At 68.1% G+C, this 25844-nt stretch carries 24 protein-coding genes, 1 other RNA gene and 1 riboswitch; of the genes, 12 read left to right on the top strand and 13 right to left on the bottom strand.

The window, feature by feature from the left end; genetic code table 11:
• Nucleotides 1-40: 40 nt before the first annotated feature.
• Together KHC24_RS19910 and KHC24_RS19915 are read right to left on the bottom strand one after the other, a co-directional pair.
• Nucleotides 41-823 carry a M48 family metallopeptidase gene (locus tag KHC24_RS19910; RefSeq protein ID WP_213365033.1) on the bottom strand — a complete coding sequence of 261 codons (783 nt, stop codon included), beginning with the start codon at nt 821-823 and terminating at the stop codon, nt 41-43.
• Between the two features lie 147 nt (nt 824-970).
• Nucleotides 971-1480, bottom strand: a complete 510-nt coding sequence (locus tag KHC24_RS19915; RefSeq protein ID WP_213365034.1) for a GcrA family cell cycle regulator — start codon at nt 1478-1480, stop codon at nt 971-973.
• A 452-nt stretch (nt 1481-1932) separates the two neighbouring features.
• Here KHC24_RS19915 and KHC24_RS19920 point away from each other — a divergent pair, with 452 nt between their 5' ends.
• The 5 genes from KHC24_RS19920 to KHC24_RS19940 all read left to right on the top strand — a co-directional run bounded on the left by KHC24_RS19920 (nt 1933) and on the right by KHC24_RS19940 (nt 6332).
• Nucleotides 1933-2268 carry a GCG_CRPN prefix-to-repeats domain-containing protein gene (locus tag KHC24_RS19920; protein ID WP_246547176.1) on the top strand — a complete coding sequence of 112 codons (336 nt, stop codon included), beginning with the start codon at nt 1933-1935 and terminating at the stop codon, nt 2266-2268.
• Nucleotides 2269-2292: 24 nt separating this feature from the next.
• On the top strand, nt 2293-2817 hold the full coding sequence (locus KHC24_RS19925; protein ID WP_213365035.1) for a Spy/CpxP family protein refolding chaperone: 525 nt from the start codon (nt 2293-2295) through the stop codon (nt 2815-2817).
• Nucleotides 2818-3028: 211 nt separating this feature from the next.
• Entirely contained in the window at nt 3029-4231 is a 1203-nt protein-coding gene (locus KHC24_RS19930) for an aspartate aminotransferase family protein (RefSeq protein ID WP_213365036.1), read from the top strand.
• Nucleotides 4228-5169, top strand: coding sequence for an ornithine carbamoyltransferase (gene argF, locus KHC24_RS19935; RefSeq protein WP_213365037.1), 942 nt, complete (start codon nt 4228-4230; stop codon nt 5167-5169). Before KHC24_RS19930 ends, argF begins: the two co-directional genes overlap by 4 nt.
• Before the next feature lie 110 nt (nt 5170-5279).
• A complete protein-coding gene (locus tag KHC24_RS19940; RefSeq protein WP_213365038.1) occupies nt 5280-6332 on the top strand; it encodes an Hsp33 family molecular chaperone in 1053 nt (350 codons plus the stop codon).
• A gap of 330 nt (nt 6333-6662) precedes the next feature.
• Here KHC24_RS19940 and argE read toward each other — a convergent pair whose 3' ends face one another.
• The 4 genes from argE to KHC24_RS19960 form a co-directional block, all read right to left on the bottom strand.
• A complete protein-coding gene (argE, locus tag KHC24_RS19945) occupies nt 6663-7826 on the bottom strand; it encodes an acetylornithine deacetylase (RefSeq protein WP_213365039.1) in 1164 nt (387 codons plus the stop codon).
• A 104-nt stretch (nt 7827-7930) separates the two neighbouring features.
• Nucleotides 7931-9382 carry a TrkH family potassium uptake protein gene (locus tag KHC24_RS19950; protein ID WP_213365040.1) on the bottom strand — a complete coding sequence of 484 codons (1452 nt, stop codon included), beginning with the start codon at nt 9380-9382 and terminating at the stop codon, nt 7931-7933.
• Between the two features lie 103 nt (nt 9383-9485).
• Nucleotides 9486-9878: a Co2+/Mg2+ efflux protein ApaG gene (gene apaG, locus KHC24_RS19955; RefSeq protein ID WP_213365041.1), complete on the bottom strand. Its 393-nt coding sequence runs from the start codon at nt 9876-9878 to the stop codon at nt 9486-9488.
• Nucleotides 9879-10095: 217 nt separating this feature from the next.
• Nucleotides 10096-11313: an O-succinylhomoserine sulfhydrylase gene (locus KHC24_RS19960; protein WP_213365042.1), complete on the bottom strand. Its 1218-nt coding sequence runs from the start codon at nt 11311-11313 to the stop codon at nt 10096-10098.
• 48 nt (nt 11314-11361) lie between these two features.
• A riboswitch (SAM riboswitch) is annotated at nt 11362-11443 on the bottom strand.
• Between the two features lie 102 nt (nt 11444-11545).
• On the opposite strand from KHC24_RS19960, the gene KHC24_RS19965 reads away from it, so the two are divergent.
• Nucleotides 11546-12688 (top strand): 2'-deoxycytidine 5'-triphosphate deaminase, encoded by a 1143-nt coding sequence (locus KHC24_RS19965; RefSeq protein ID WP_271180621.1) that lies wholly within the window; start codon nt 11546-11548, stop codon nt 12686-12688.
• A 158-nt stretch (nt 12689-12846) separates the two neighbouring features.
• On the opposite strand, the gene KHC24_RS19970 is transcribed toward KHC24_RS19965, so the two are convergent.
• From KHC24_RS19970 to KHC24_RS19985, 4 genes are all read right to left on the bottom strand, one after another.
• Nucleotides 12847-13242, bottom strand: a complete 396-nt coding sequence (locus KHC24_RS19970) for a carboxymuconolactone decarboxylase family protein (protein ID WP_246547182.1) — start codon at nt 13240-13242, stop codon at nt 12847-12849.
• Complete coding sequence (locus tag KHC24_RS19975; RefSeq protein ID WP_213365044.1) at nt 13220-13606, bottom strand: MerR family transcriptional regulator; 387 nt, start codon at nt 13604-13606, stop codon at nt 13220-13222. The genes KHC24_RS19970 and KHC24_RS19975 overlap by 23 nt, the downstream gene beginning before the upstream one ends.
• A gap of 85 nt (nt 13607-13691) precedes the next feature.
• Nucleotides 13692-14648, bottom strand: coding sequence for an NAD(+) diphosphatase (gene nudC, locus KHC24_RS19980; protein WP_213365045.1), 957 nt, complete (start codon nt 14646-14648; stop codon nt 13692-13694).
• 2 nt (nt 14649-14650) lie between these two features.
• Nucleotides 14651-15106: an HIT domain-containing protein gene (locus KHC24_RS19985; RefSeq protein WP_271180622.1), complete on the bottom strand. Its 456-nt coding sequence runs from the start codon at nt 15104-15106 to the stop codon at nt 14651-14653.
• 336 nt (nt 15107-15442) lie between these two features.
• On the opposite strand from KHC24_RS19985, the gene pip reads away from it, so the two are divergent.
• The 6 genes from pip (at nt 15443) to KHC24_RS20015 (ending at nt 20555) form a co-directional block, all read left to right on the top strand.
• Nucleotides 15443-16435: a prolyl aminopeptidase gene (pip, locus tag KHC24_RS19990; protein ID WP_213365216.1), complete on the top strand. Its 993-nt coding sequence runs from the start codon at nt 15443-15445 to the stop codon at nt 16433-16435.
• Nucleotides 16436-16919: 484 nt separating this feature from the next.
• The gene (locus KHC24_RS19995) at nt 16920-17591 is read left to right on the top strand and encodes a hypothetical protein (protein WP_213365047.1); all 672 of its coding nucleotides are present in this window, start codon (nt 16920-16922) and stop codon (nt 17589-17591) included.
• A gap of 220 nt (nt 17592-17811) precedes the next feature.
• Nucleotides 17812-17907: signal recognition particle sRNA small type (gene ffs / locus KHC24_RS20000), an RNA gene on the top strand.
• Between the two features lie 29 nt (nt 17908-17936).
• Nucleotides 17937-18140 (top strand): hypothetical protein, encoded by a 204-nt coding sequence (locus KHC24_RS20005; RefSeq protein ID WP_213365048.1) that lies wholly within the window; start codon nt 17937-17939, stop codon nt 18138-18140.
• A gap of 132 nt (nt 18141-18272) precedes the next feature.
• Nucleotides 18273-20219, top strand: a complete 1947-nt coding sequence (locus KHC24_RS20010; protein WP_373878587.1) for a DNA polymerase III subunit gamma/tau — start codon at nt 18273-18275, stop codon at nt 20217-20219.
• Between the two features lie 15 nt (nt 20220-20234).
• Nucleotides 20235-20555, top strand: a complete 321-nt coding sequence (locus KHC24_RS20015) for a YbaB/EbfC family nucleoid-associated protein (protein ID WP_213365049.1) — start codon at nt 20235-20237, stop codon at nt 20553-20555.
• 35 nt (nt 20556-20590) lie between these two features.
• Here the strand turns inward: KHC24_RS20015 and KHC24_RS20020 are convergent, their stop codons facing one another.
• The 3 genes from KHC24_RS20020 to KHC24_RS20030 all read right to left on the bottom strand — a co-directional run bounded on the left by KHC24_RS20020 (nt 20591) and on the right by KHC24_RS20030 (nt 25843).
• On the bottom strand, nt 20591-21202 hold the full coding sequence (locus KHC24_RS20020; protein ID WP_213365050.1) for a TetR/AcrR family transcriptional regulator: 612 nt from the start codon (nt 21200-21202) through the stop codon (nt 20591-20593).
• A 2-nt stretch (nt 21203-21204) separates the two neighbouring features.
• Entirely contained in the window at nt 21205-24618 is a 3414-nt protein-coding gene (locus tag KHC24_RS20025) for an acyl-[ACP]--phospholipid O-acyltransferase (RefSeq protein ID WP_213365051.1), read from the bottom strand.
• An 82-nt stretch (nt 24619-24700) separates the two neighbouring features.
• Nucleotides 24701-25843 carry a hypothetical protein gene (locus KHC24_RS20030; protein WP_213365052.1) on the bottom strand — a complete coding sequence of 381 codons (1143 nt, stop codon included), beginning with the start codon at nt 25841-25843 and terminating at the stop codon, nt 24701-24703.
• Nucleotide 25844 lies beyond the last annotated feature (1 nt).

Raw genomic sequence — 25844 nt, forward strand, 5'->3', positions numbered from 1 at the left:
GCCGGACCGGCTCCGGCCATGACCGATGCACCGGGACCGCTCACTCCGCCTCGGCGCCGAAGCGGTGCAGCTCCGCGCCGCGCCGCTTCAGCCAGGCCTCGGCCTCGTGCCGGCGGGGGAATAGGCGGTCCACCGTCGCCCAGAAGCGCGGGCCGTGGTTCATCTCGCGGCGATGCGCCACCTCATGGGCGGCGAGATAGTCGAGCACCTCGGGCGGAGCGAGGATCAGCCGCCAGGAATAGGATAGCCCCCCGGTCGAGGAGCACGAGCCCCAGCGGCTCGCCGTGTCGCGCAGGGTGATGCGGCTGATGGTGACGCCGAGCGCGAGCGCATGGCGGCGGCTCGCCTCGGTGAGGTCGCGCCGTGCCTCGCGCTTGAGGAAGTCGGCAACCCGGCGCGCCACATGCGCCGCCTCGCCGGCGACGCAAAGCAGCGCCTGTCCCTCGGCGTCGGTCTCGGCCCACACCGTGCCGCGCGCGCCGGGGCGATGGGCGATGCGGTGCGGGACGCCGCGCAGCGGCACCACCGCTCCGGGAGCGAAGGCGACGATCACCGGCAATTGCGCGAGGCGGACGGCGATCCAGCCGGTATGGCGCTCGGCGAAGGCTGTGGCCTCCTTCAGCGAACCGCGGGCGGGCATGGTCAGCACCACGTCCCGGCTCGCCGCCCGTACCCGCAGCGTATAGCGCCGCGCCCGCGCATCGCGGCGCAGCGTGACGACCACCTCGCGCCCGTCGACGCGCAACGTCAGCGACGTGGCCTCGCGCGGCGCGGAGGGCGCCCGCGTCTCGGTACGGGGGATCGGCGGCCTTCGAAACAGCATGCTCGGCTCGGGGAGGAATGCGCTCCAATATGGTGCCGATCCACGCCCACGCCAATGCCGGCGTCAAGTCTGCCGGCGGACGCACCACCCGCCGCCACGCCGAAAGCTCGACTTACGGCAGTGGGTCTTGCTTCAACGCGTCTTGCGTCAGCGCGCTACGCGCCGGTCGCGGCGGCGGTCCTGCACCGGCTGATAGGCGATGCGGGAGTGATAGGAACAATAAGGCAGGCCGGTCTTGGTGCGGCTGCCGCAATAATAGAAGTCGCCCTTGCCCGGCTCGCCCACCGGCCAGCGGCAGGTGAACTCGGTCAGGTCGAGAATGGTGCAGCGCTCCGCCATCGGGATGACGTTGGCGACCGGATCCGGCATTTCCACCGGCTCCGGCTCGATCACCGGGCGCATCACCGGGGCGAGCGCATTGTTGCCGGAGACCATCGGCCGGGCCGGCGCGCTGGCCACCACGGCCGGGCGCGGCTTGCGCGGGCGCGGGGCCGGAGCGGCGGCGGCCTTGGCGCGGCCGGAGAGGCCGAGGCGATGCACCTTGCCGATGACCGCGTTGCGCGTCACGCCGCCGAGCTCGGCGGCGATCTGGCTGGCGGACAGGCCTTCAGACCACAATTTCTTGAGGAGCTCGACGCGCTCGTCCGTCCAGTTCATCGCTGTTCCTCCTTGAGCTCATCGACCGCGCAGGCAAAATCTCACAGGCTTCCGGCCGAACACGATCGGCCGGATTAATGCCGCTGACGCCACGATGGAATTTGCCGCCGCACGAGATGTCGTATCTGACGGTCGTGAGGCTACAATATGCGTAGACTCTCGCCCAGTCTGTTCAGAGCCGAAACGATCGTTTTCCCCAGTTGAGAGTCCGCAGCGCAACACTTGGTTAAGGATGCGAGTCGGATCAATAACTTGAATCGGCGCGTCCGGCCCGCCCGATCACGATCCGGTTTGGAACGGCTCTGAAATGAGCCCGCACCACCTGTGAGACATTGTTCCGGCAGGCCCGGCATGCATCCATGGCGCCGCATGATTTGCGCCTGATGGAGAAGCCGATGACGCCGCATCCAAAAGCCGCCGCCCCCGCGTCGGCCCCCCATACTTCCCGCCTCATGACCTCCCGTCTTATCGCCGCGGCGGCGCTTGCCGCCTCAGCCTTCCTCGCCATGCCGGCCTCGGCCGCTCCGATCGCCGCGACGCTGTCCGCGCCCGACGCTCTTGTCACCAGGGTCGCCCAGGGCTGCGGCCCCGGCGCCTGGCGCGGCCCCTGGGGCGGTTGCCGCGACACTCCCTATACCGGCCCGCTGCCCGGCGGCGGCTACGCGGTGCCCCCCGGAGCCCCGGTCTATTACGGCAATGGCTGCCCTCCCGGCTGGTGGCGCGGGCCTTGGGGCCACTGCCGCGACACGCCCTACCATGGCCGCCTGCCCGATGGCGGCTGGCAGTGAACCCGGCCTGAGCGGAGACCCATCATGACACGCATCGTTGCCCGCCTTTCCGCCCTCGCCCCGATGGCCGCGCTCGCCATGGCGCTCGCCGCGCCGGCCATGGCCCAGACCACGCCGCCGGCCGCGCCGCCCGCGGACGCGCCGCCGCCGGTGGTCGACCTCTACACGCCGGAGGACGCCCAGGCGGTGCTCGACGCCCGCCTCATCGCGCTGAAGACGGTGATCGGCCTCACCCCCGACCAGGCGAAGCTCTGGGACCCGGTGGAGGCCGCCATCCGCCAGGCGGCGAAGAACGCCGCCGGCCGTGCCGCCGATCGCGCCAAGGCCGAGCCGGCGACCGACTTCCTCATCGTGCTGGAGCGCCTCGCCGACGCCGAGGCGGCGCGGGCGCAGGACCTCAAGACGGTGATCGCCGCGGCCAAGCCGCTGGTGGCCTCGCTGACCCCGGAGCAGAAGCGCCGCGTCCCCGGCTTCCTCGGCATGACCGACCACGCCGGCCAGCCGCAGCCGACGCTGGAGCTGTGGATCTTCGAGGACGAGCAGGAGTGAGCGTTCCGGCCTAGTCCGCAGGCACATCGTACCGGCCGGCGGCGCCCCCGTGCCGCCGGCCATTTGTTGTCGGTCTGTCATGTTGACCAGCCATGTTGACCCCCGGCGGCGTTCCTTTAAAATCCGCTGCATCGGGTGCCGCCCCCGCAAGGGCGGCACGTTTCGTTTTGGGCCCAGGCTTTTAGAGCCGTCATCAATAGAGGAGGGGCAGGTGATCGACCCCATCCTGCCGACCTATAATCGCGTCGACCTGGTTTTCGAGCGGGGCGAAGGCGCCTGGCTGTTCACCAAGGACGGGCAGCGATATCTCGACTTCACCGCCGGCATCGCGGTGAATGTCCTCGGCCACGCGCATCCGCATCTCGTCGCGGCGCTGACCGAGCAGGCCGGCAAAGTGTGGCACCTGTCCAACGTGTTCCGCATCGAGGGCGCGGAGAAGCTCGCGCGCCGTCTCGTCGAGGCGACCTTCGCCGACACCATGTTCTTCACCAATTCCGGCGCGGAAGCGCTGGAATGCGCGATCAAGATGGCGCGCAAGTACCATTACGTGAACGGCGCGCCGGAGCGTCACCGCATCATCACCTTCGAGGGCGCCTTCCACGGCCGCACGCTGGCGACCATCGCCGCCGGCGGCAACGAGAAGTATCTGGAGGGCTTCGGCCCGGCGCTGCCCGGCTTCGACCAGGTGCCCTATGGCGATCTCGACGCGGTGAAGGCGGCCATCGGGCCGGAGACCGGCGCCATCCTCATCGAGCCGGTGCAGGGCGAAGGCGGCGTGCGCTCGGCCTCGTGGTCGTTCCTGCGCGCCCTGCGCGCGCTGTGCGACGAGAACGGCCTGCTGCTGGTGCTCGACGAAGTGCAGAGCGGCGTCGGCCGCACCGGCAAGTTCTTCGCCCATGAATGGGCCGGCATCACGCCGGACATCATGGCGGTGGCCAAGGGCATTGGCGGCGGCTTCCCGGTCGGCGCCTGCCTCGCCACCGAAGAAGCCGCCAAGGGCATGACGCTGGGCACCCACGGCTCGACCTATGGCGGCAATCCGCTCGCCATGAGCGTCGCCAATGCGGTGCTCGACGTGGTGCTCGCCGACGGCTTCCTCGACAAGGTGCAGGCCACCGCCGCCCGCCTGCGCCAGCGCCTCGCCGAATTGAAGGACCGCCACCCGGCGGTTATCGCCGAGGTGCGCGGCGAGGGCCTGCTGGTCGGCCTGCGCACGCTCGTACCCAATGGCGACCTCATCACCGCCATGCGGGCCGAGCACATGCTCGCCCCGGCGGCGGCGGAAAACGTTGTGCGCCTGCTGCCGCCCTTGAACATCGGCGAAGCGGAGATCGACGCCGCCTTCGAGAAGCTGGATGCCGCCTGCGCGCGCATCGAGGCCTCGCTCACCGCATCCGAGGGAGCCGCGGCATGACGGCCAACGACGCGAAGAACGGCGTGAAGCATTTTCTCGATCTCAACGCCCTGCCCGCCGGCGAGCTGCGCGAACTCATGCGCTTCTCGCACGACCTGAAGAAGCGCCGGCAGAAGGTGGCGCTGGAGAGGCCCTTTGCCGGCAAGGTGCTGGCGATGGTGTTCGACCAGCCCTCCACCCGCACCCGCATCTCCTTCGACGTCGCCATGCGCCAGCTCGGCGGCGAGACCATCATGCTCACCGGCGCCGAGATGCAGCTCGGCCGCGGCGAGACCATCGCCGACACCGCCAAGGTGCTGTCGCGCTATGTCGATGCGATCATGATCCGCATCCTCGACCACGCCGCGCTGGAGGAGCTCGCCGCCCACGCCACGGTGCCGGTGATCAACGGGCTGACCCGCGACAGCCATCCCTGCCAGATCATGGCGGATGTGATGACCTTCGAGGAGCACCGCGGCTCGATCCAGGGCCGCACCGTCGCCTGGACCGGCGACGCCAATAATGTGCTGGCCTCCTGGGTGCATGCGGCGGAGCGCTTCGATTTCGCGCTCAATGTCGCCACCCCGCCCGAGCTCGCCCCGCGCCCGGCGCTGGTCGACTGGGTGAAGCAGACCGGCGCCCGGGTGCGCTTCGGCACCCGCGCCGAGGAGGCGGTCGAGGGCGTCGATTGCGTCGTCACCGATACCTGGGTGTCGATGGGGGATGTGGAGGCCGAACGCCGCCACAACCTGCTCAAGCCCTATCAGGTCAACGGCGCGCTGATGCGGCGCGCAGCCAAGGACGCCATCTTCATGCACTGCCTGCCGGCCCATCGCGGCGAGGAAGTCACCGACGAGGTGATGGACGGCCCGCAATCGGTGGTGTTCGACGAGGCGGAAAACCGGCTGCACGCGCAGAAGGGCATCCTCGCCTGGTGCCTCGAAGGCGCCTCGGCCTGAGTTCGCCGGGCGCCCCGCGGGGCGCCCTTCGTTCCGGCTTCGGCCGCGCGGGAGGCCGGCACTGCTGCCTCTCGCGCAACGCCATCTTCGCACCCATATGGGCGGGCGACATGACACACTCCATCCCCACCCCCGATCCTTCGCAGACCGCCCGCCTCCCGCTCGCCGAGGCGGTGGACGATCAGGTCACTCCCTTCCACGTCGACGGCCTCGACGTGCGCGGGCGCGTGGTGCGCCTCGGCACCGCGCTCGATGCCGTCATGGCGCACCACGCCTATCCGCCGCTGGTCAAGCGGCTGCTCGGCGAGGCGGTGGCGCTCACCGTGCTGCTCGGCTCGACGCTGAAGATCAGCGGCCGCTTCATCCTGCAGACCCGCACCGACGGGCCGGTCGACCTGCTGGTGGTCGATTTCACCGCGCCGCAGGATGTGCGCGCCTATGCGCGCTTCAACACGGAGCGGCTGCAGGCGATGCAGGCGGCGCTGACGCCCGGCCAGCGGCTCGACAGCGGTGCGCTGCTCGGCGCCGGCCATCTCGCCATGACCATCGACCAGGGACTGAGCGCCAACCGCTATCAGGGCATCGTGGCGCTGGAGGGCGGCAATCTCGAGGATGCCGCGCACCGCTATTTCGCCCAGTCGGAGCAGATCCCCACCCGCGTGCGGCTGGCGGTGGCCGAGGAGGTGCACCCCGGCGATGCCGCCTCGTCGTGGCGTGCCGGCGGGCTGATGGTGCAGTTCCTGCCGACCGAGGGCGGCCGCATCCGCCCGGTCGACCTGCATCCGGGCGATGCGCCGGAAGGCACCGAGCTTCCCGAAGCGGCGGAGGGAGACGACGCCTGGATGGAAGCCCAGTCGCTGGTCGGCACGCTGGAGGATGTCGAGCTGGTCGACGGCGACCTTTCCGCCGAGCGGCTGCTGTTCCGGCTGTTCCACGAGCGCGGCGTGCGGGTGTTCCAGGCGGAAAACGTCGTCGCCAAATGCTCCTGCTCGCGCGAGCGCGTCACCGGCGTGCTGGCGAATTTCTCCCGCGAGGAGCGGGAAAGCCTGGTCGAGGACGGCAAGGTGGTGGTCACCTGCGAGTTCTGCGGCCGCTCCTACGACTTCAAGGCCGAGGAAATCGTCGGCCCGGAGGAGCCGGAAGCCTCGTCCGACGAGGCGTGAGCGGGCGCTCCCGCCCAAGCGTCATCCCGGACGGTTCACAGGACCGGTCCGGGATCGCGTGAGCCGCCAGAGCGACGCGCTCCCTCTCCCCGTCGGGGAGAGGGCTGGGGTGAGGGGTCTGCAAGGCTTCCCAATGGCGTCTCCCCTCACCGACCCGCTTCGCGGGCCACCTCTCCCCGTCGGGGAGAGGAAAGGTAGATTCCAGGCAGCCGGGATCACGCAAACGGCGTTTCACCCTTGCCCTCGTAGGACATTGTCATCCTGAGGTCACCGGCCAGCCTCCCGGCATCACCGCGTCCCCCCAAGGACGCCCGCGCCCGAGCCGCTCCCCTACCGCGTGCACTCCGCGATCAGCCCGTCGAGGAACCGCTCGCAGGCGCGCAGCTGCGCCACCTCGATAAACTCGTCGGGCTTGTGCGCCTGGTCGATCGAGCCCGGCCCGCAGATCACCGTCGGCACGCCCTGGGCCTGGAAATGCCCGCCCTCGGTGCCGTAGGATACGGCGAAGGTGGCGTTCTGCCCGGCAAGCCGCAGGGCGAGCCGCTCCGCCTCCGAGCCCGGCTGCGGCGACAGCGGCGGCACCCGGTAGGTGAAATGGGTGCTGATCTCCGCCTCCGGCGCGTCGGCCTGGAGCTTCGGCAACACCACCTGCTGGGCGAAGCGGTCGAAACCGGCGACGAGGCTCTCCTCGTCGAAATTCGGCAGCCCGCGCAGGTTCCATTTCACCACGCAGCGGCGCGGCACGATGTTGCCGGCGGTGCCGCCCTCGATGCCCACCACCTGCAAGGTGGAGTTCGGCGGATCGAAGCGTCCCGAGGCGTCGCCAGCGGCGATCAGTTCCACCCGCAGCCGGTCGAGCTCGGCAATGAGTTCGGCGCTGGCGAAGATGGCATTGGCGCCGAGATGCGGCATGGAGGAATGCGCCTCACGGCCGATCACCGTCGTCACATAGCCGACGCCGGATTTGTGCGCGTCCACCACCTTCATCGATGTCGGCTCGCCGACGATGCAGGCGCGGGGCAGCGGCAGGTCCACGCCCAGCTTGCGCACCGCCGGGATCACCCCGGTGCAGCCCAGCTCCTCGTCATAGGAGATCAGCAGGTGGATCGGCGTGGCGAGCCGCGCCGCCACCATGTCCGGCACCTTGGCGAGGCAGGTGGCGACGAAGCCCTTCATGTCGCAGGAGCCGCGGCCATAGAGCCGGTCGTCCTTCGGCGTCAGGGTGAAGGGGTCGGTGGTCCAGGGCTGGCCGTCCACCGGCACCACGTCGGAATGGCCGGAGAGGCAGACGCCGCCCACGCCCTCGGGGCCGATGGTGGCGAACAGGCTGGCCTTCTCGCCGTCGGCGCTCGGCACCAGCACCGAGGCGACGCCGAAGGCCTCCAGATAGTCGCGCACGAAGCCGATCAGCCGGAGGTTGGAATTGCGGCTCGTGGTGTCGAAGCCCACCAGATAGGCCAGCAATTCCTCGGTGGTTGTACGGCCTGCCAGCATGAACGCTCCCGGATTCCGCTCATTCGTCGATCCGCCCGAGCATAGACGGTATCATGCGGTCCACGGCAAGTCCGTTACGGTCGTCACCGCGACCGCAGGCAGCGTCAGCGTCGCCAGAAGCTCGGCAGGAACAGCACCAGCACGGTGAACAATTCGAGGCGCCCGAGCAGCATCCCGAAGGACAGGATCCAGATCACGCTGTCCGGCAGGCCGGCGAAATTGGCTGCCGGGCCGATATGCGGGCCGATGCCGGGGCCGACATTGCCGATGGCGGTGATGGCGCCGGAAAGCGCGGTGACGAGGTCGAGGCCGAACCAGTTCAGCGCGATGCTGATCACCGCGAAACTGGCGAGATAGAGAAAGCCGAAGGACAGCACCGAGGCGACGACGGAGTCGTCGATCGGCGCGCCGCCATAGCGCACCGGGAACACGCCGCTGGGATAGACGATGCGCTTGAGATGTTGCACCAGCGCCGAGCCGAGAATGGCGATGCGGAACATCTTCATCCCGCCCGAGGTCGAGCCGGTGCAGCCGCCGAGAAACAGCAGGATGAAATAGAGCGCGTCGGTCGGCGGTCCCCAATCGGTGAAGTCGACCGTGACGAAGCCGGTGGTCGACATCAGCGACACCACGTTGAACAGCGCATGGCGCAGCGCCGTCTCGCCCTCGGCGATGCCGCCGCGCACCTGCTCGAACATCGAGATCAGGGTGAACACGGCGGCGAGGCCGAGGAACAGCCGCACCTCGGCGTTGGCGAACAGCCGCGAGAAATCGCCCGCCAGCACCCGCACATAGAGCAGGAAGGGCAGCGAGCCGGTGATCATGAACACGATCGCCACATATTCGATGGCGGGGCTGTGGAAAAAGCCGATCGAGGCGTCATGGGTGGAGAAGCCGCCGGTCGAGATCGTTGCCATGGCATGGGCGACGGCGTCGAACGCATCCATGCCGGCGAGCATGTAGGCGAGCCCGCAAATGAAGGTCAGCGCCACATAGGTGCCGAGAATGCCCTTGGCGAGCTGTGCCGCGCGCGGCAGCACCTTCTCGGATTTGTCGGACGATTCCGCCCGGAACAGTTGCATGCCGCCGATCTGCAGCATTGGCAGGAACGCCATGGCGAAGACAATGATGCCGATGCCGCCATACCAGTGCAGGAAGGCGCGCCAGATCAATATGCCCGGCGGGCGGTCGTCGAGATTGGAGATCACCGTCGCCCCGGTGGTGGTCAGCCCCGACATCGCCTCGAAATAGGCATCGGCGAAGGAGAGCCGCGTCTCCGACCACATGAAGGGAATGGCGGCGAACAACGAGAGCAGCACCCAGCTCAGCGTCGTCAATATGAAAGCCTGCCGCAGGCCGAGCAGCTCCACCTCGCCGGTGCGGCCGGCGAGCCACAGCGAAAGGCCGACGAAGACGGTGATCGCCGCGGTGGCGGCATAGATGATGAAGTCGTCCTCCCCCGCCAGCACATCGACGAGGGCCGGAATCATCATGGTGGTGCCGAGGACGGCCAGCAGCACGCCGAGCACGGCGGCGATCGGACGGAAATCGATCACGGATGCGAGGACTCGGCTCGTCACGGCGGGTTGCACGCAACCGAGCATAGCCGCTTAGCCGATGCGCCGGAAGCGGCAAGCGTGCCCGGCGAAGCGACGGCGTTCAGTTGAGCGTGCGGGCGGTGCCCGGCATGTCCAGCGAGAAGCCCGGCACCTCGACGTCGAAGGTCTCGCCACCCTCGTCGACCAGTCCGTAGCTGCCCTCCATCGAGCCGGTGGAGGTCGGCAGCGGCACGCCGCTGGTATATTCGAAATGCGCGCCGGGCGGCAGCACCGGCCGCTCGCCCACCACCCCGGCGCCGCGCACCTCCTGCACCCGCCCCAGCGCGTCGGTGATGATCCAGTGGCGGGTCATAAGTTGCACCGTGGAGGCGCCGAGATTGACGATCTCGATGGTGTAGGCCCAGAAATACTGGCTGCGCGCGAGGTCGGAGCGTTCCGGCGAGAAACGCGGCGTCACCGTCACCTGCACGCCACGCGTGGTGGCCCTGTACATTCCGCTCTCCTCGAATCCGTCGCCGGGCAGTGAAGGCCGATTGCGCGACAAGGGCAAGGCGGCGGCAAGATCAAGGGCAAGGCGGCGGCCAGATAAGGCGGCCGCTCGGGCGAGGCAGCCGCCCGGAAAGCCCAGGACGGCGGAGCGGCCGCCGGCCTGCCGGTCCCCTCTCCGCCCGAGCCCGGCACCAGCCCGGCTCAGGCGGAAGAAGCGCCGCTCACACCGCCTTCAGCGCGCGCAGGATATCGTCGCCGAGGTCGTCGACATGCTCGAGCCCGACCGACAGCCGCACCATGCCGTCGGAGATCCCCATTTCCGCCCGCGCCTCGGCGGTGAAGCGCTGATGCGTGGTGGTCGCCGGGTGGGTGACCAGGCTCTTGGCGTCGCCGAGATTGTTGGAGATGCGCACCACCTTCAGCTGGTTGAGGAAGCGGAAGGCGCCGGCCTTGCCGCCCGCCACCTCGAAGGTGACCAGCGTGCCGCCCCCGCGCATCTGGCGCTTGGCCAGCGCGTGCTGGGGATGGTCGGCGCGGTAGGGATAGATCACCTTGCCGATCTTGCCCTCGCCGGCCAGCCGGTCGGCCAGCGCCGCCGCGCTGGCCTGCGAACGCTCGATGCGCAGCGGCAGCGTCTCCAGCCCCTTCAGCATCACCCAGGCGTTGAACGGCGACACCGACGGCCCGGTCTGGCGCAGGAAGGTCTGGAGATGGTCGTTGAGGAACTTCTCCGAGCACAGGATCACGCCGGCGAGGCAGCGCCCCTGCCCGTCAATGTGCTTGGTCGCCGAATAGACCACGATGTCGGCGCCGAGCGCGATCGGGCTCTGCAGCATCGGCGTGGCGAACACGTTGTCGACCACCAGCCTGACGCCGGCCTCATGCGCGATCTTGGCCACCGCGGCGATGTCGACCAGCTCCAGCGTCGGGTTGGTCGGGCTCTCGAGGAAGAACACCTTGGTCGCCGGCGTCACCGCCGCCTGCCAGGCGGCAAGATCGGTGCCGTCGACCAGCGTCGAGGTGACGCCGAAGCGCGGCAGCAGTTCCTCGATCACATAGCGGCAGGAACCGAACAGGGCGCGCGCCGCCACCACATGGTCGCCGGTGCTTAGCTGGCACAGCAGCGACGCCGTCACCGCCGCCATGCCGGAGGCGGTGGCCCGCGCCACTTCGGCGCCTTCCAGCAGCGCGAGGCGGGCCTCGAACATCGCCGTGGTCGGGTTGGAGTAGCGGGTATAGATGAAACCCGGATCTTCGCCCTTGAAGCGGGCTTCCGCCTGCTCGGCGGTGTCGTAGACATAGCCCTGCGTCAGGTAGAGCGCCTCGGAGGTCTCCGCGAAGGGCGAGCGCAGGATGCCGCCATGCACCAGGCGGGTATCGGGGCGCAGTTCGGCGATCTCGGCGGGGGTAAGCTTGGGTTCGGCAGAGGAAGCGGTCATTCGGCGACTCCGGTGTCTTGCGTAAGACCGGGGACGCCCACGCGCACACGCCGCGCGGCCCCGACCTTTTTAGCAACCTTGTTTAGCGTGGCGGCAAGCCGGTCGGCTTCAAATGACCACGTGGTGGAGGCAATTAGCGCCGCCGCCGGCTTGGCGTCAAGGGGCGCGTCCGGTAAAGCGAACGCGGGACATTCACCCTTTTGGTGATCACTCAACCGAAGCGAGACGAAGCGTGTCCGAACTGGGTCTGCCCGCAACAGGTGACGGCATTCTGCCGGACAGCGCCATCGCCGCGCTCAATGCCGCCGGCGCCATCCGCACCATGGCGCCCTTCGATGCCGACCAGATCCAGCCGGCCAGCCTCGATCTGCGCCTCGGCGACACCGCCTGGCGCATCCGGGCGAGCTTCCTGCCCGGCGCCGATGTCGATGTCGCCGACCGGCTGAAGCAGCTCGCCCTGCACAAGCTCGATCTCGCCACCGGCGAGGTGCTGGAGACCGGCTGCGTCTATCTCGTCGAGTTGCAGGAAGCGCTGGCGCTGCCCGACGGCATCGCCGCCTCCACCAATCCGAAGAGCTCCACCGGCCGGCTCGACGTGTTCACCCGCGTCATCGCCGACCGCGCCCGTTCCTTCGACATCGTCCCCGCTGGCTATCAGGGCAAGCTGTATCTCGAGATCAGCCCCCGCACCTTCCCGATCCTGGTGCGCAAGGGCTCGCGGCTGTCGCAGATCCGCTTCCGCCGCGGCGACGCCCGCCTCGGCGAGGCCGAGACCGCGGCGCTCAATGCCGCCGAGCGCCTCGTCGACACCCCGCAGCCGGACGTCGCCGGCGGCGGCATCGCCGTCAGCGTCGATCTGTCCGGCGCCGGCTTCGGTGGCCTGCTCGGCTTCCGCGCCAAGCGCCATACCGGGCTGATCGACGTCGACAAGCGAGCCGCCTGCGATGTCGACGATTATTGGGAGCCGCTGGTGACGCGCGGCAAGCGCGAGCTGGTGCTCGATCCCGACGCCTTCTACATCCTCGCCTCCAAGGAAGCCGTGCATGTGCCGCCCGGCTTCGCGGCGGAGATGGTGCCGTTCGACCCGCTGGTCGGCGAGTTCCGCGTGCATTACGCCGGCTTCTTCGATCCCGGCTTCGGCCATGCGGCGGCCGGCGGGCACGCCAATGCGCATGGCGGCGCCCGCGCGGTGCTGGAGGTGCGCTCGCGCGAGGTGCCGTTCATCCTGGAAGACGGCCAGATCGTCGGCCGCCTGGTCTATGAGCGCATGCTGGAGACGCCGCGCTCGCTCTATGGCGAGGGCCTCGGCTCCAACTACCAGGCGCAGGGGCTGAAGCTCTCCAAGCATTTCCGGCCGTGGGTGCGGGAAGGCTGACGCGGCAACAACGGCGAGGAAGGCTGGCACGCGAAGCAGCGACAGCGGACCCAAGCGCGACCGGCTCCCTCTCCCCGTCGGGGAGAGGGATGGGGTGACGGGCCTTCTTCGCGGCCGGGGAGTGCGGCCCGCCGCTGCCGGGACGTGTTCCTCCCCGCTCACACGCCCCGCGCCGCGAACACCTCCTTCGCCACGAACAGCCCGTTCAGCGCCGCCGGAAAACCGGCATAGACCGCCATCTGCATGATGGTCTCGACGATCTCCTCCCGGCTCAGCCCGACATTCAGCCCGGCGGCGATATGCACCTTGAGCTGCGGCGCGGCCGTGCCGAGCGCGGTCAGCGCTGCGATGGTCGCCACCTCGCGCGAGCGCAGGTCGAGCCCGGGCCGCGTGTAGATGTCGCCGAAGGGAAACTCGATCAGCAACCGGGCGAAATCGGGCGCGATGTCCTTGAGCGCATCCACCACTTTCTGCCCGGCCTCGCCGTCGATGCGGGCCAGTGCCTCCCGGCCCTTCTCGAACCGGCTGTCGTCAGGATTGCTCATCTGCGTCATGGGAAGGCTCCTCGCTGTCGGTGCCGGCATATCCGGCGATCTTGGCGTCGAGGACGGTGAGGCAGGCCTGAAGCTCGCCGACATGCGCGCGCACCGCCTCGCGATGGCGCCGGAGCAGTTCGCCGCGCCTGGCGGCAGTCTCCTCGCCCTCGGCCCGCAGCGCGGCGTAGCGCAGCATGTCGCGGATCGGCATCCCGGTGGTCTTCAGCCGCCCGAGAAACTCGATCCATGTCAGGATGGAGGCGTCATAGTCCCGCTGGCGCGAGGCATCCCGCCCGGCGCGCGGCAGCAGTCCGATCCGCTCGTAATAGCGGAGGGTGTAAACGGACAATCCCGTGCGCCGGGCGAGCTCGCCGATCTTCATGTCTGTCCCGAACCGTCTCGACGCATCTACGTCTAGGTGCTGGAGCGCACTCCAGGTCAAGCCCCGCCGACCGGAAAAACGAAGATCACCCCGCCGGCGGGTCGCGTCCCTCGACGAAGGCGCGGAGCAGGTGATGCGCGATCGCCATTGGCGGCGGCGCCACCAGCCCTTCCGGGTGGGTGCGGGTCAGCAGCAGCCGTGCCTCGTCGCGGTGGAACCAGCGCGCCCCCTCCAGCTCGACATCGTCGATGCGGATGTCCCGGCTCGCCGCCTGAAGGTGGAAGCCGATCATCACCGACATCGGGAACGGCCAGGGCTGCGAGCAGAGATAGCGCGCCGCCCCGGTGCGGATGCCGGCCTCCTCAAGGGTCTCGCGCCGCGCCGCCTCCTCGAAGGTCTCGCCCGGCTCGACGAAGCCGGCGAGACACGACCACATGCCCGGCGCGAAGCGGGCGGAGCGGCCGAGCAGGCAGTTATCGCCGTCGATCGTCAGCATGATCACCACCGGATCGGTGCGCGGGAAATGCTGCGCCCCGCAATGCGGGCACTCGCGCCGCCACCCCGCCTCGCCGACCTCGAGCTTGGTGCCGCAATTCGAGCAGAAGCTCCGCCGCGCGTGCCAGGAGAGCATCGCCTTGCCGCAGGCGAGCTCGGCGAGCTCGTCCGGCGGCACCAGCCCCTGCACCGCGATCGAGCGCAGGTCGGTGAGCAGGAGTTCCTCCCGCTCGGCCAGCACCGCCACCGCCGCCGCGTGCAGCGGCAGCACGATATGCGGCACCTCGCCATCGAGGCCGAGCAGGCAGGCTTCGCCGGTGCGCCCGCCCAGCGCCACCGCCTCGGCGAACGGCATGAGAGCCCGCTGCGCGCCCTCGCCGGCCTTGGCCAGCACCACCGTCTCGCCGGCGATCAGGCAGGCCCTCGCCCGCGGGTCGGCGAGGAATTCCGGCATGCGCGCGCGCCGGTCGCTGGCCCGGTCGAGCCGGAAGGCGCTGTAGCCGAGAGCCGGCCACTCCCCGAGCCCGGCCGCATCGAAATCGCTCATGCTCACGCCAGATCCTCCAGCGCCGCCCTGAGCGGCTCGATCAGGTCCTGCGCCGCGGCGCGGGCATAGGGCACCGGCGCGCCGCGCCCCCAGACCGGGTTCGGCCAGGCGGCATCGGTCTCGAAGCGGGCGATGACATGGATGTGCAGCTGCCGCACCATATTGCCCAGCGCCGCGACGTTCAGCTTGTCGCAGCCGGTCTGCACCTTCAGCGCCCGCGCCACCGCGTCGAGCTCGTGCATCACCGAGGCGCGGGTTGCCGGGTCGAGGTCGATCAGTTCGCTGGCGCCGGCGATGCGCGGCACCAGGATCAGCCAGGGATAGCGGGCGTCGTTCATCAGCAGCAGCGTGGTGCGGCGCAGTTCGGCGACGGGAAAGGTATCGGCCGCCAGGCGCGCATCGAGGGCGAAGGGCTCGGTGCCGGCGGCATCGGCGCCAGCGGTTTCCGGTGTCGTCACGTCTGGTCTCCCTGCGGGTCGGCTCGTCGGCCACCTATAGCCGAGCCGGAGGGCGGAAGGCAGCCGCAATCGCGGATCGGCTCGGCCCGTCGCCCCGCTCCGCCGACTTTCCGGCTTGATAAGCTCCGCACCTGCGGTCTTCATGGCGCCCTCGACACTGGAGTCGCCGATGCCGCTTCGCCCCTCCCCGCTTCTCGCCGCCGCTCTCGCTGCGTCGCTGGCGACGGTGCCGGCCGCCTCCTCGATCGCCTGCCCGCGTGTTCAGCGTCATCGGCAACGCCGCGGTGCCCCAAGGGCTGACCACGCCGCCTTCCAACGCCCTCCATCCAAGAACGCATCATGACCGAGCTCCGCACCCTCTACCCCGCCATCGAACCCTATGAGACCGGCATGATCGATGTCGGCGACGGCCATTCGATCTATTACGAGCGCGTCGGCACGCCGGGCGCCAGGCCGGCGGTGTTCCTGCACGGCGGCCCCGGCGCCGGCATCGGCGAGAGCCACCGCCGGCTGTTCGACCCGGCGCGCTACGACGTCCTGTTGTTCGACCAGCGCGGCTGCGGCCGCTCGGTGCCCTATGCCGGGCTGGAGGCCAACACCACCTGGCACCTCGTCGCCGATATCGAGCGGCTGCGGGAGAAATTCGGCCATGCGCAATGGCTGGTGTTCGGCGGCTCCTGGGGCTCGACGCTGGCGCTCGCCTATGCCGAAACCCACCCGGAGCGGGTCTCGGCGCTGATCCTGCGCGGCATCTACACCATGACCCGCGCCGAGATCGACTGGTACTACCGCTTCGGCGTCTCGGAGATGTTCCCGGACAAATGGGAGCGCTTCCTCGCCCCCTTGAAGACCGAGGCCGAGCGTGCCGATCCGGTGCGCGCCTATCGCGCCCTGCTCACCGGGGCCGACGAAGCCAGAAAGCTGGAGGCCGCCAAGGCGTGGACGATCTGGGAGGGCGAGACCATCACCCTGCTGCCCAACCCGGAGCTGACCGCGCCCTATCACGACGGCCACTACGCGCTGGCCTTCGCGCGGGTGGAGAACCACTATTTCTTCCACGATTCCTGGCTGGAGGAAGGCCAGCTGCTGCGCGACGCCCACAAGCTGCGCGGCATCCCCGGCGTGATCGTGCATGGCCGCTACGACATGCCCTGCCCGGCGAAATATGCGTGGCTGCTGCACAAGGCGTGGCCGGAGGCGGAGTTCCACCTCATCGAGGGCGCGGGGCATGCATACAATGAGCCGGGGATACTGGATCGGCTGATCAGGGCAACGGATGGGTTTGGAAGATTTCCGAGACGACACGATAGTGCGGACGGTTCGCGTTAAATCGATTGGGATGTCCAACTTGCTAATAAAGCCGAGATACCTCGCCCTCGATTCATCGCATCTGGGCGATTGGGTGCGCGATTATGTGTCCCAACGGTCAGAAGATCGAGCAGCGGCCGCGGCTTTCGAAAGCTGGTTAGAGCGAAGCGGATACGTACTCTTAATTTGCTTCCACCACATAGAGGAATTATTAAATCACAACGACGAAAATACCGCACTATCTCGCCTTAGATTCATTTCAAGACGTAAGTTAATTGCTTGGATTAAGAGTCCAGACAATTCCATTGGCGGGATTGTAACGATACTTGCAGAAGAGATTCGTGCCGCGCATGAAATCTGCGGAGGAAATATCTCAGAAATCAGAAATATAGCTAAAGGTCAATTGATCCAGATTTGAACAGGCGAGACATTGATTGGCAAAAGGCCGGAGGATTGGCTCCTATTTCAACCTCTGCTTGCCGAGCGAGCCGAAGAACTGCGCGAGATGGTCGCGCTTACTCGATTAAATATGATCAACATTGAAAATAAGCCGATTGCAGAGTTATTGAGCGGCAGGCGGCGCGAAGGAGAAGCGCTCGATTTTCAACTAAGATTGATGACAGAAACCCTCGCGAAAGTAATTGATCAGCGAGGAGATAAAAAAATTGGCAACCCGCGGCGTGTATCAGAGGATTTTATCGCCTCTGTTCGAGAAATTTCTCAATCTAATAAAACAAAATCTTCCGAATTTGTTCTTAAGATGCTGTTTTCTCAAGGCGTAACTTTGGATAATATCAAGAACAATTCGACAGTTGGCGAATTACTTCAGCTCGGGCTTTTTCGCTCTCAACTGAAAATAGGGGCAAAAGCAGCGCGAATTCCATATGAGCGGGCAGTTGAAATAGCGAAACCGGAGCAACTGCCTAGCTGGCAAATTTCCAGAGCACTAGAGAAATACACTCCGGATACTTTCGAACGTAAGGGCAGTGAAATAACAGACACATATCTAGCATGTATCTCACCTTACGCCGACGTAACACTAGTTGACAAAAGAACGAGAGAAGCCTTCAGGCAATATTTTAACAAAAATCCACATGCAACACGATTCATTAATCGCGTGGAATTTGCTGCCGGTTACCGCGAGATCCCACGACGCTTGGCTGGTTCCCGAGCTTGACACCGATGCCTCTGCCGGTCCCCACGGAGGCATCAATGTCTGTAATCTAAAAACCCGCCGAAGCGGATGCGCTCAAGATCGCGACGGGTGAAGCCCTCGACCACGATGGAACGCTACGCCATCCGCAGCCACCCCCTGGGCTCGCCACATCGCCTAACCTCGCAACAGCGCGCACGCCTCCCCCTTGCATCCCCCGCCCATCTGCCCGATATAGGCGGCGGGAGGTTGGCGGTGGACGAGCCACTCGCCAACCGGGTCAGGTCCGGAAGGAAGCAGCCCCAACGAGCCCGTCTCGGGTCGCATGTCAGCCTCCCACCCTCTCCCCTGTTGCCCGGAGCGCCGGCGATGGCCGAGAACGTGCCCGCCGGCCGGCAGAGTGCCGCCCGCGGCGGCGTTGCCGCGGTGCTGGTGACGGCAATGGCAGCGATGTCCCGCCTGCCGCATGAAACCTTTTTCGATGGCATCGTCGTTGCCGGCATCGCGGTGGCCGCGCTTCTTGCCGCCTGGGTGCCGTGGCGGTTGCCACGCCGGCAGTCGATCGGCGGCTGAACGCCGTCGCGTCTGCCTAGCCCCACAGCGCCTGGCCCCAGTGCCTGGCCCCGGCGATTTTTCCCCACCCTTTCGCCCACCGGTTGCCTCGAAGCCACCCGGCGATGCTATGAAGGGACCATGGAAGGGACCATGAGCGCCGACATGCCCGATACCCCCGACGACATGCCGAGCCTGATTGCCGGGACGCCGCCGGCTGCCGTCCGGTCGGCGACGGCGACGCCCTATCGCGTGCTGGCGCGCAAATACCGGCCGCAGACCTTCGCCGATCTGATCGGGCAGGAGCCGATGGTGCGCACCCTGCGCAACGCCTTCGCCTCCGGGCGCATCGCGCAGGCCTATATCCTCACCGGCGTGCGCGGGGTGGGCAAGACCACCACCGCCCGCATCCTCGCCCGCGCGCTGAATTACGAGCCGATGGACGGCCCGGCGGGCGGGCCGACGCTCGACATGCCCACGCTCGGCCGCCACTGCCGCGACATCATCGAATCGCGCCATGTCGACGTGCAGGAGATGGACGCCGCCTCCAATACCGGCATCGGCGACGTGCGCGAGATCATCGAGGCGACCCGCTACCGGCCCGCCCTCGCGCGCTACCGCGTCTTCATCATCGACGAAGTGCACATGCTCTCCAACGCGGCCTTCAACGGCCTGCTGAAGACGCTGGAGGAGCCGCCGGAGCATGTGAAGTTCGTCTTCGCCACCACCGAGATCCGCAAGGTGCCGGTGACGGTGCTCTCGCGCTGCCAGCGCTTCGATCTGCGCCGCATCGACTCGGGCGTGCTGGCGAACCATCTGCGCGGCATCTGCGCGACGGAGGGCGTCACCATCGATGCCGAGGCGCTCAGCCTCGTCGCCCGCGCGGCCGAGGGCTCGGTGCGCGATTCGCTCTCGCTGCTGGATCAGGCCATCGCCCATGGCAGCGGGACGGTGCATGCCGAGCAGGTCCGCTCGCTGCTGGGCCTCGCCGATCGCGGCCGGATCATCGATCTGTTCGAGGCGCTGATGAAGGGCGACATCGGCAGCGCCCTCGTCGAGCTGCGCGAGCAATACGACACCGGCGCCGACCCGGCAGTGGTGATCGCCGACCTCGCCGAGTTCACCCATCTGGTGACGCGGCTGAAGATCCTGCCGCAGGCGGCCGAGGACGCGGCGCTGGTGGAGGCCGAGCGGGTACGGGGGCGCGCGCTCGCCGAGGCGCTGTCGATGCGGGTGCTGGCCCGCGCCTGGCAGATGCTCGTCAAGGGCCTTGCCGAAGTGCAGCAGGCGGCCAAGCCGATGCAGGCGGCGGAGATGGCGCTGGTGCGCTTCGCCTATGCCAGCGACCTGCCGACCCCGGACGAGGCGCTGCGCAAGCTGCGCGACGCCGAAGGGACTTCGGGCGGGGGGAGCGACGCTCCGGCTCCCCGCATGGGCGGCTCCGCCCCCGGCCCGCTGGCCCGCGCGTCCGGCCCGGCGACCGCCGCGGCCGTGCAATCGGTCGCGGTTTCGAAGCAACTGGCCTCACCGGTCGCCAGCGCCGCGCCATCGGCCGCATCGTACACCGCACCGGCCTCGCATCTGGCCGTCGCCAGCCGCACCGAAACCCCGCGCCCGGCCGAGCGGCCAGCGGAGGCGGCGCCGGGCATCCGCCTCGAGACCATGGCCGATCTGGTGGCGCTGGCCTCCGCCCGCCGCGACCTTAAGCTCAAGTTTTCATTGGAGAATCACGTCCGGCCCGTCGCCTTCGAGGACGGCAGGCTGGAGATCGCCCTCACCGCCGAGGCCGGCCCCGGCCTGCTCACCGAGTTGCAGAACAAGCTCAGCGACTGGACCGGCCGGCGCTGGCTGGTGGCGATATCGCGCGAGGCAGGCGAGCAAACCGTTGCGGAGAAAGCGAAATCCGCCCGCGAGACCCTGCTCACCGACGTGCAGGCCAACCCCTTGGTGGAGGCGGTGCTGTCCCGCTTCCCCGGTGCCCGGATCGTCGATGTGCGCACCACGGTCGAGGCTCCGCAAGATATTGATTATACGAGTGATTCAGACCTGATGGCCGCCCGTGACGACGGCCCGGGCCCGGATGATGAAATCGAATTCTGAGGTAAGGAACCCCGCATGAAAGATCTGCTCGGCATGATGTCCAAGGTGAAGGAAATGCAGGCCCGCATGGAGCAGATGCAGGCCGAGCTCGACGCCATCGAAGTCGAGGGCGCCTCCGGCGGCGGCATGGTGACGGTGCGCATGAGCGCCAAGGGCGCCCTGAAAGGCGTCACCATCGATCCAAGCCTGCTGAAGCCGGAAGAGTCTGAAATCCTTGAGGATTTGATCGTCGCCGCCCATGGCGACGCGCGGGCCAAAGGCGAGCGGTTGATCCTGGAGCGTACCCAGGCGCTGACCGCCGGCCTGCCGATCCCGCCCGGACTGAAGCTGTTTTAGTCGATTGAATTATCTATGTCTTTTGACGTCCCCGCTCAGCCGAAGGCCGGCGCCCGCAGAAGCCGCAGCACGCCCTCGGTGATGGTCGGCGCATGGCGCGACAGCGGGCCATCCAGCCGGCCATAGAGCGCGAACACCGCCGGCTGCACCAGCAGGCCGAGCGCCATGGCCGCCGCCAATGCCGGCGGCTGCGGCAGCTCGAAGCCCGCATCCACGCTCCCGGCCAGCAGTTCGGCCAGCGCCGCGACGGCGTTGCGCGCCGGATCGTCCGGCACATGGGCGAGATGGTCATGCTGGTTGATGAGGAGATAGGCGAACAGCGCCGGCTCGTCGTCGAACAGCTGGCAGCCGAAATCGATCACGGCCCGCAGGCGTGGCGACAGCTCAGTATGTCGTTGGCCAATCTCGCAAATCGACTGCGCCAGGCTGGCGTAGCGATCAAGGAACAGCGCGCGCGCCAACTCCTCCTTGGAGGCGAAATGACGGTACAGCGCGCCCTCCGACACCCCGACCGCCTCGGCGATTTCCCGCACCGAAGTGCCGGCCACCCCGCGTGCCGCGAACAGCCGCAGCGCGGCTTCCTCGATACGCGCGCGGGTGCGCGTGCCGTCGCGGCCGCGACGGTCGGAGGTGGCGACGGGCGGCACCGTCAGGCCTCGCCGCTACGCGGGGCGACACTGCGCGCCGCCACCGCCTCGAGCGCCTTGTGCCGGGCAGCCATGAAGTCGACCTTGCCGGAGCCGAGCAGCGGCAGGCTGTCCATCGGCAACACCTCGGCCGGGATCATCAACTCGGTGACACCGAGCTCACGGCCATGCGCCTGCAAGGCGGCGCGGGTCAGGTCGGCGGCGGTGGTAAGCAACAGAATCCGCTCGCCTTTCCTGGCATCGGGGATGGCGACGGCGACATGCTCGGCATCTGGCCGCAGCGCCGCCACCATCGCATCGACGGCGGCAAGCGACACCATCTCGCCGGCGACCTTGGCAAAGCGCTTGGCCCGGCCGCGAATGGCGACGAAGCCCTCCTCGTCGATGGCGACAATATCGCCGGTGTCGTACCAGCCGCCCTCCGGCGGCTGCATCTCGCCCGGCGCCTCGGCGCGCAGATAGCCGAGCATGATGTTCGGCCCCCTCACGTGCAGCCGGCCGCCATCCTCGATGCCGGTCACGGCTTCGAGGCGGTGACGGATGCCCGGCAAGATGCGCCCGACCGTGCCCGCCTTGTTGAACATCGGCGTGTTCACCGCCACCACTGGCGAGCACTCGGTGACGCCGTAACCCTCCAGAATGCGGTGGCCGAAACGCTCCATCCAGACCCGCCGCGTCTCGGCCTTCACCGGCTCGGCGCCGGCAACCACGAAGCGCAGCGAACGGAAATCATAAGGGTTGGCGGTGCGGGCATAGCCGGCGAGGAAGGTATCGGTGCCGAAGATCGCGGTAGCATTGGTGGCGTAGACCAGCTCCGGGATGATCCGATAGTGCAGCGGCGAGGGATAGAGATAGGTCTTGGTGCCGGAAACGATGGGCAGCACCAGCCCGCCGAGCAGGCCGAAGGAATGGAACACCGGCAGCACGTTGAAGATGATGTCGGCCGGCGAGAAGTCGATGCGCGCCGCCACCTGCGCCACATTGGCCAGCATGTTGCGATGGCTCAGCACCACGCCCTTCGGCACGCCCTCGGAGCCTGAGGTGAACAGGACGACGGCCGGGCCGTCCGGGTCCATCTTCACCGGCAGCCGTGCCGGCAGGAAGCCCTTCAGCTTGTCGAACGACGTGATGCCCGCACGCACATCCTCCGTCATCACGACACGCACATGCTTGGCGAGTTCGGCGAGCTCCGGTTCCAGTCGTGCCTTCTCGATGAAGGCCCTGGAGGAGACCACGGTGGTGAGCTTCGCCGTCTTGCAGGCGGAGACGAGATTGGCGGCACCCGCCGTATAGTTGAGCATCGCCGGCACGCGGCCATGGCGGTGCAGGCCGAGCAGCACCACGGTGATGCCGGCGGCATTCGGCAACAGCACCCCGACGGTCTCGCCCGGACCGGTCAGCGCCGCGAGCTTGGCGCCGAGAATCTTGGCGCCAAGGAACAGCTTGCGGTAGGTCAGCTGAGTGCCCAGCGGATCCTCGACGATCAGCCGCCCACGGCCGAGACGATCGGCCGTCGCCTCTACCGCCTCGTAGAGTGTCGTGCCGGTATGGCTGGTCTCGAAGACCAGGTCGCTCATCACGTCATAGAGGCCGGCACCGGCCGCCCGGCGTCGCTTGCGGCCAAACAGCTCGGGATCCACTTTCAGCCGGCGCGGTGGCAGGATGGTGACCCGCACTTTGGGGAACCAGCGCTTGCGGGTCTGGTCCGCCGTCAGGCGCGAGAACGGGGTCTGCTCCAGCCCCTCGATGCGCACCGGCACGATCTGCGCTTCCGACTTGTCGGCGACCAGCGCCGAGCCGTCATAGATCTTCATGATCGAGCCGGTGACGGTGATGCGTCCTTCGGGGAAGATCACCAGGGTCTCGCCCTGCTGCACCAGGCGGATGAGGTCGCGGGTGGCCAGCGGCCGCGTCGGGTCGAGCGGGAACGCCCGCACCAGCTTAAGGAACGGCTTGACCCACCACTTCTGGGCGATGCCGGCATCGACCGCGAAGATCGGATCATTGTCCAGCAGCGCCATGATCAGCGGCGCGTCGAGAAAACTCACATGGTTGATCGCCACCACGGTGCGCTGGCCATTGGCGCGCAGATGCTCGGCGCCGGTGACCTCGACGCGGAACAGCACCCGAAAGATGACACGGATCAGATCCCGCATGACATGGCCCTGGAAGGCGCGCCCCACCCCGACAGCGACCAGCAGTGTGGAAATCCCGACCAACGCCATCAGCAGCGGCACGCCGGCGCCGGCGAATTGCAGCAGCGCGACCACGACCGCCGCCGCGGTCATGAAGGCAGCGTTGAGCACGTTGTTGGCGGCAATCACGCGGGCGCGCTGGTCCTCCGGCGCCTCGCTCTGCACATAAGCGAAGGTCGGCACCACGAAGGCGCCCCCCGACGCCGCGAGCCCGGTAAGCGCGAGGGCAATCCACGGGCCGGAGCCCGTGGCGAGGAATTCCCGCCAGCCCATCAGCGCCGCCGGTGCCGGCTCGCCGGCGATGCCCCAGGCGATGAGCAGCGCAAAAATGCCGAGCGTGATGCCGGAGAGCGGCACCAGCGCCAGCAATATGTGGCCTTCCGACAGCTTGGCCGCCAGGATGGAGCCGATGGCGACGCCGACGGTGAACAGCATCAGGAACAGGGTGACGACGCTCTGGTCGCCGCCGATGTTCTCCTGCACCATGGTCGGCAGCAGGGACAGCACAACCGCGCCGACCAGCCAGAACCAGCTGACGATCAGCGCGCCGATCCATACCGTGCGGCGGGTTCTGAGCTCGCCGAGCAGCCGAACGGTGGCACGCAGGATGTTGGTGTCGATCCGGAGATCCGGCGCGGCGGCACCGGTCGGCGGGATGAAGCGGGCGGCGAGCCAGGTGAGAACCGTCACCACGAAGGTGAAGACGGCGACCGACCATTCCCCCGTGTGGGTGATGGCGATGGCACCACCCACCGTGCCGGCGAGGATGGCGATGAAGGTCGCCATCTCGATCAGCGCATTGCCGGAAACCAGTTCTTCCTTGGCGAGGTGGTCCGGCAGGATGCCGTATTTCACCGGGCCGAACAACGCGCTGAGCGCGCCCATGAAGAACAGGCCGACAAAGAGCAGGGGCAGCGACTGCAGCACGAAACCGATCACCGCCACGAGGATGATCCATATCTCGGCGAACTTCAGCCGGCGCGCCACCAACGCCTTGTCGTAGCGGTCGGCCAGCTGGCCGCCGAGCGCAGAAAGCAGGAAGAAGGGCAGGATGAACACCCCGCCGGCGGCGGTGACAAGGGCGCCGCCATGGGTTTCGCCGAGTCCGTAGAGAATCAGCAAAGCGAGGGCATTCTTCACGAAATTGTCGTTGAAGGCGCTGAAGAATTGGGCCCAGAATAACGGCGCGAAACGCCGTGCCATCATCAGCCGCGTGAACATCCGGCGCACCCTCCGCTTTGTTAGTGAACGATCACTTACAAAATAGGAACCGTTGCGTCAATCGACGACTGCGCCGTGATTTTCACATCGCGCCGAGAAGGACCCCAGCAAGGGCGCCGAGCAGGATCACGCCGTCATGAAGCGCGAGCTGGGCGCGCGAGGCCCGGCCACGGGCGTGCAAGGCAAGCGTTGCGCCGAGCCCGGCAAGCGACCAGCCGGCACCGACGCCCATGAAGGCGATGGCGATGACCTCGGCTCCCTCGGCAAGGCGGGTCGCAGCGAGGCTGGCGACGGCGAGCGCCAGCCCCGCAATGGCGAGGCGACCGGCGCCGACACGCGCGGCCAGCCTGCCGCCCGCCAAGGCGGGCGCGTACATCGCCACCACATGCCAGGCGACGAAACCGGTCACCGCGGGGGCGGCCACGCCACAGGCCACGAGGCTGAGCGGCGTGCCGGACATGGCGGCACTCATGGCGCCCCACGCGAGCGCGGCGACGACCGTCGGCCCGGCAAGCGCGTGCCAGCCGAGGGCCGGGCGATTGGCCTCCCCGGCGCCATCGAGGGCATGGGCGAAGCGCGCCGCCGGCAGCAATACCGCAAAGATCAGCACGCCAAGCTGGGCGAGCGTGGCGGCGAGCAGCGTGCCGACAAAGACGAACGGCACGAACAGCGCCTCAGCCGCGCCCGCCAGCGCCGGACCGATCAATCCCGCCAGCACGCCGGCGGCGAGCAATCTGCCGACCGCGGCCGCGCGCATGCCCGCCTCGGCGCCGAAGGCGGCAGCGTGGCGATAGAACATGCCGAAGCCCTGTGCCGCGCCGAGCCAGACGCAACCGATGACAAGCTCGCGGAAGGACGCCACATGGATGCCGTGAGCGCCGATCAGCCCGCCGGCGACACCGAGGCTGGCGCCGAGGGCGAAACCGGCCCGGCGGCCGAAGGAACCCAGCAGGAAAGCGGCCGGCACACTCGCAGCCGCCGCCCCGCCTATCAATGCCGCCAGCGGCAATGCCGCAAGCCGCGGGTCATCCGCCAGCATCGCCCCGGCGAGCGGCAGCACGCCGATGGTCAGCGCCTGCGCCAGCACCACCAGCGCGAAGCCGGCGGCAAGTCTCCCCTCGCCCGGCACTCGGCGCAGAAACCGGGCGCTGTCTTCCGGGCAGGCGCAGCCGAGCCGACCGGCGCGGACTTCCGGCATGTCGGAGCTGAAGCTCTCCACACTCATG

The sequence above is a fragment of the Ancylobacter defluvii genome (assembly GCF_018390605.1).
Lineage (GTDB): Bacteria > Pseudomonadota > Alphaproteobacteria > Rhizobiales > Xanthobacteraceae > Ancylobacter > Ancylobacter defluvii.

Excerpts from the sequence above, each read along its gene's own strand:
- KHC24_RS20005 (WP_213365048.1), top strand. The coding sequence starts at position 17,937 with ATGGCCGAGAACGTGCCCGCCGGCCGGCAGAGTGCCGCCCGCGGCGGC.
- KHC24_RS19940 (WP_213365038.1), top strand. The coding sequence starts at position 5,280 with ATGACACACTCCATCCCCACCCCCGATCCTTCGCAGACCGCCCGCCTC.
- KHC24_RS19920 (WP_246547176.1), top strand. The coding sequence starts at position 1,933 with ATGACCTCCCGTCTTATCGCCGCGGCGGCGCTTGCCGCCTCAGCCTTC.
- KHC24_RS19975 (WP_213365044.1), bottom strand. The coding sequence starts at position 13,606 with ATGAAGATCGGCGAGCTCGCCCGGCGCACGGGATTGTCCGTTTACACC.
- KHC24_RS20010 (WP_373878587.1), top strand. The coding sequence starts at position 18,273 with ATGAGCGCCGACATGCCCGATACCCCCGACGACATGCCGAGCCTGATT.
- argF (WP_213365037.1), top strand. The coding sequence starts at position 4,228 with ATGACGGCCAACGACGCGAAGAACGGCGTGAAGCATTTTCTCGATCTC.
- nudC (WP_213365045.1), bottom strand. The coding sequence starts at position 14,648 with ATGAGCGATTTCGATGCGGCCGGGCTCGGGGAGTGGCCGGCTCTCGGC.
- KHC24_RS19960 (WP_213365042.1), bottom strand. The coding sequence starts at position 11,313 with ATGACCGCTTCCTCTGCCGAACCCAAGCTTACCCCCGCCGAGATCGCC.
- KHC24_RS20025 (WP_213365051.1), bottom strand. The coding sequence starts at position 24,618 with ATGTTCACGCGGCTGATGATGGCACGGCGTTTCGCGCCGTTATTCTGG.
- KHC24_RS19970 (WP_246547182.1), bottom strand. The coding sequence starts at position 13,242 with ATGACGCAGATGAGCAATCCTGACGACAGCCGGTTCGAGAAGGGCCGG.
- argE (WP_213365039.1), bottom strand. The coding sequence starts at position 7,826 with ATGCTGGCAGGCCGTACAACCACCGAGGAATTGCTGGCCTATCTGGTG.
- KHC24_RS19915 (WP_213365034.1), bottom strand. The coding sequence starts at position 1,480 with ATGAACTGGACGGACGAGCGCGTCGAGCTCCTCAAGAAATTGTGGTCT.
- KHC24_RS19925 (WP_213365035.1), top strand. The coding sequence starts at position 2,293 with ATGACACGCATCGTTGCCCGCCTTTCCGCCCTCGCCCCGATGGCCGCG.
- apaG (WP_213365041.1), bottom strand. The coding sequence starts at position 9,878 with ATGTACAGGGCCACCACGCGTGGCGTGCAGGTGACGGTGACGCCGCGT.
- KHC24_RS20015 (WP_213365049.1), top strand. The coding sequence starts at position 20,235 with ATGAAAGATCTGCTCGGCATGATGTCCAAGGTGAAGGAAATGCAGGCC.
- KHC24_RS19910 (WP_213365033.1), bottom strand. The coding sequence starts at position 823 with ATGCTGTTTCGAAGGCCGCCGATCCCCCGTACCGAGACGCGGGCGCCC.
- KHC24_RS19995 (WP_213365047.1), top strand. The coding sequence starts at position 16,920 with ATGGTCGCGCTTACTCGATTAAATATGATCAACATTGAAAATAAGCCG.
- KHC24_RS20030 (WP_213365052.1), bottom strand. The coding sequence starts at position 25,843 with ATGAGTGTGGAGAGCTTCAGCTCCGACATGCCGGAAGTCCGCGCCGGT.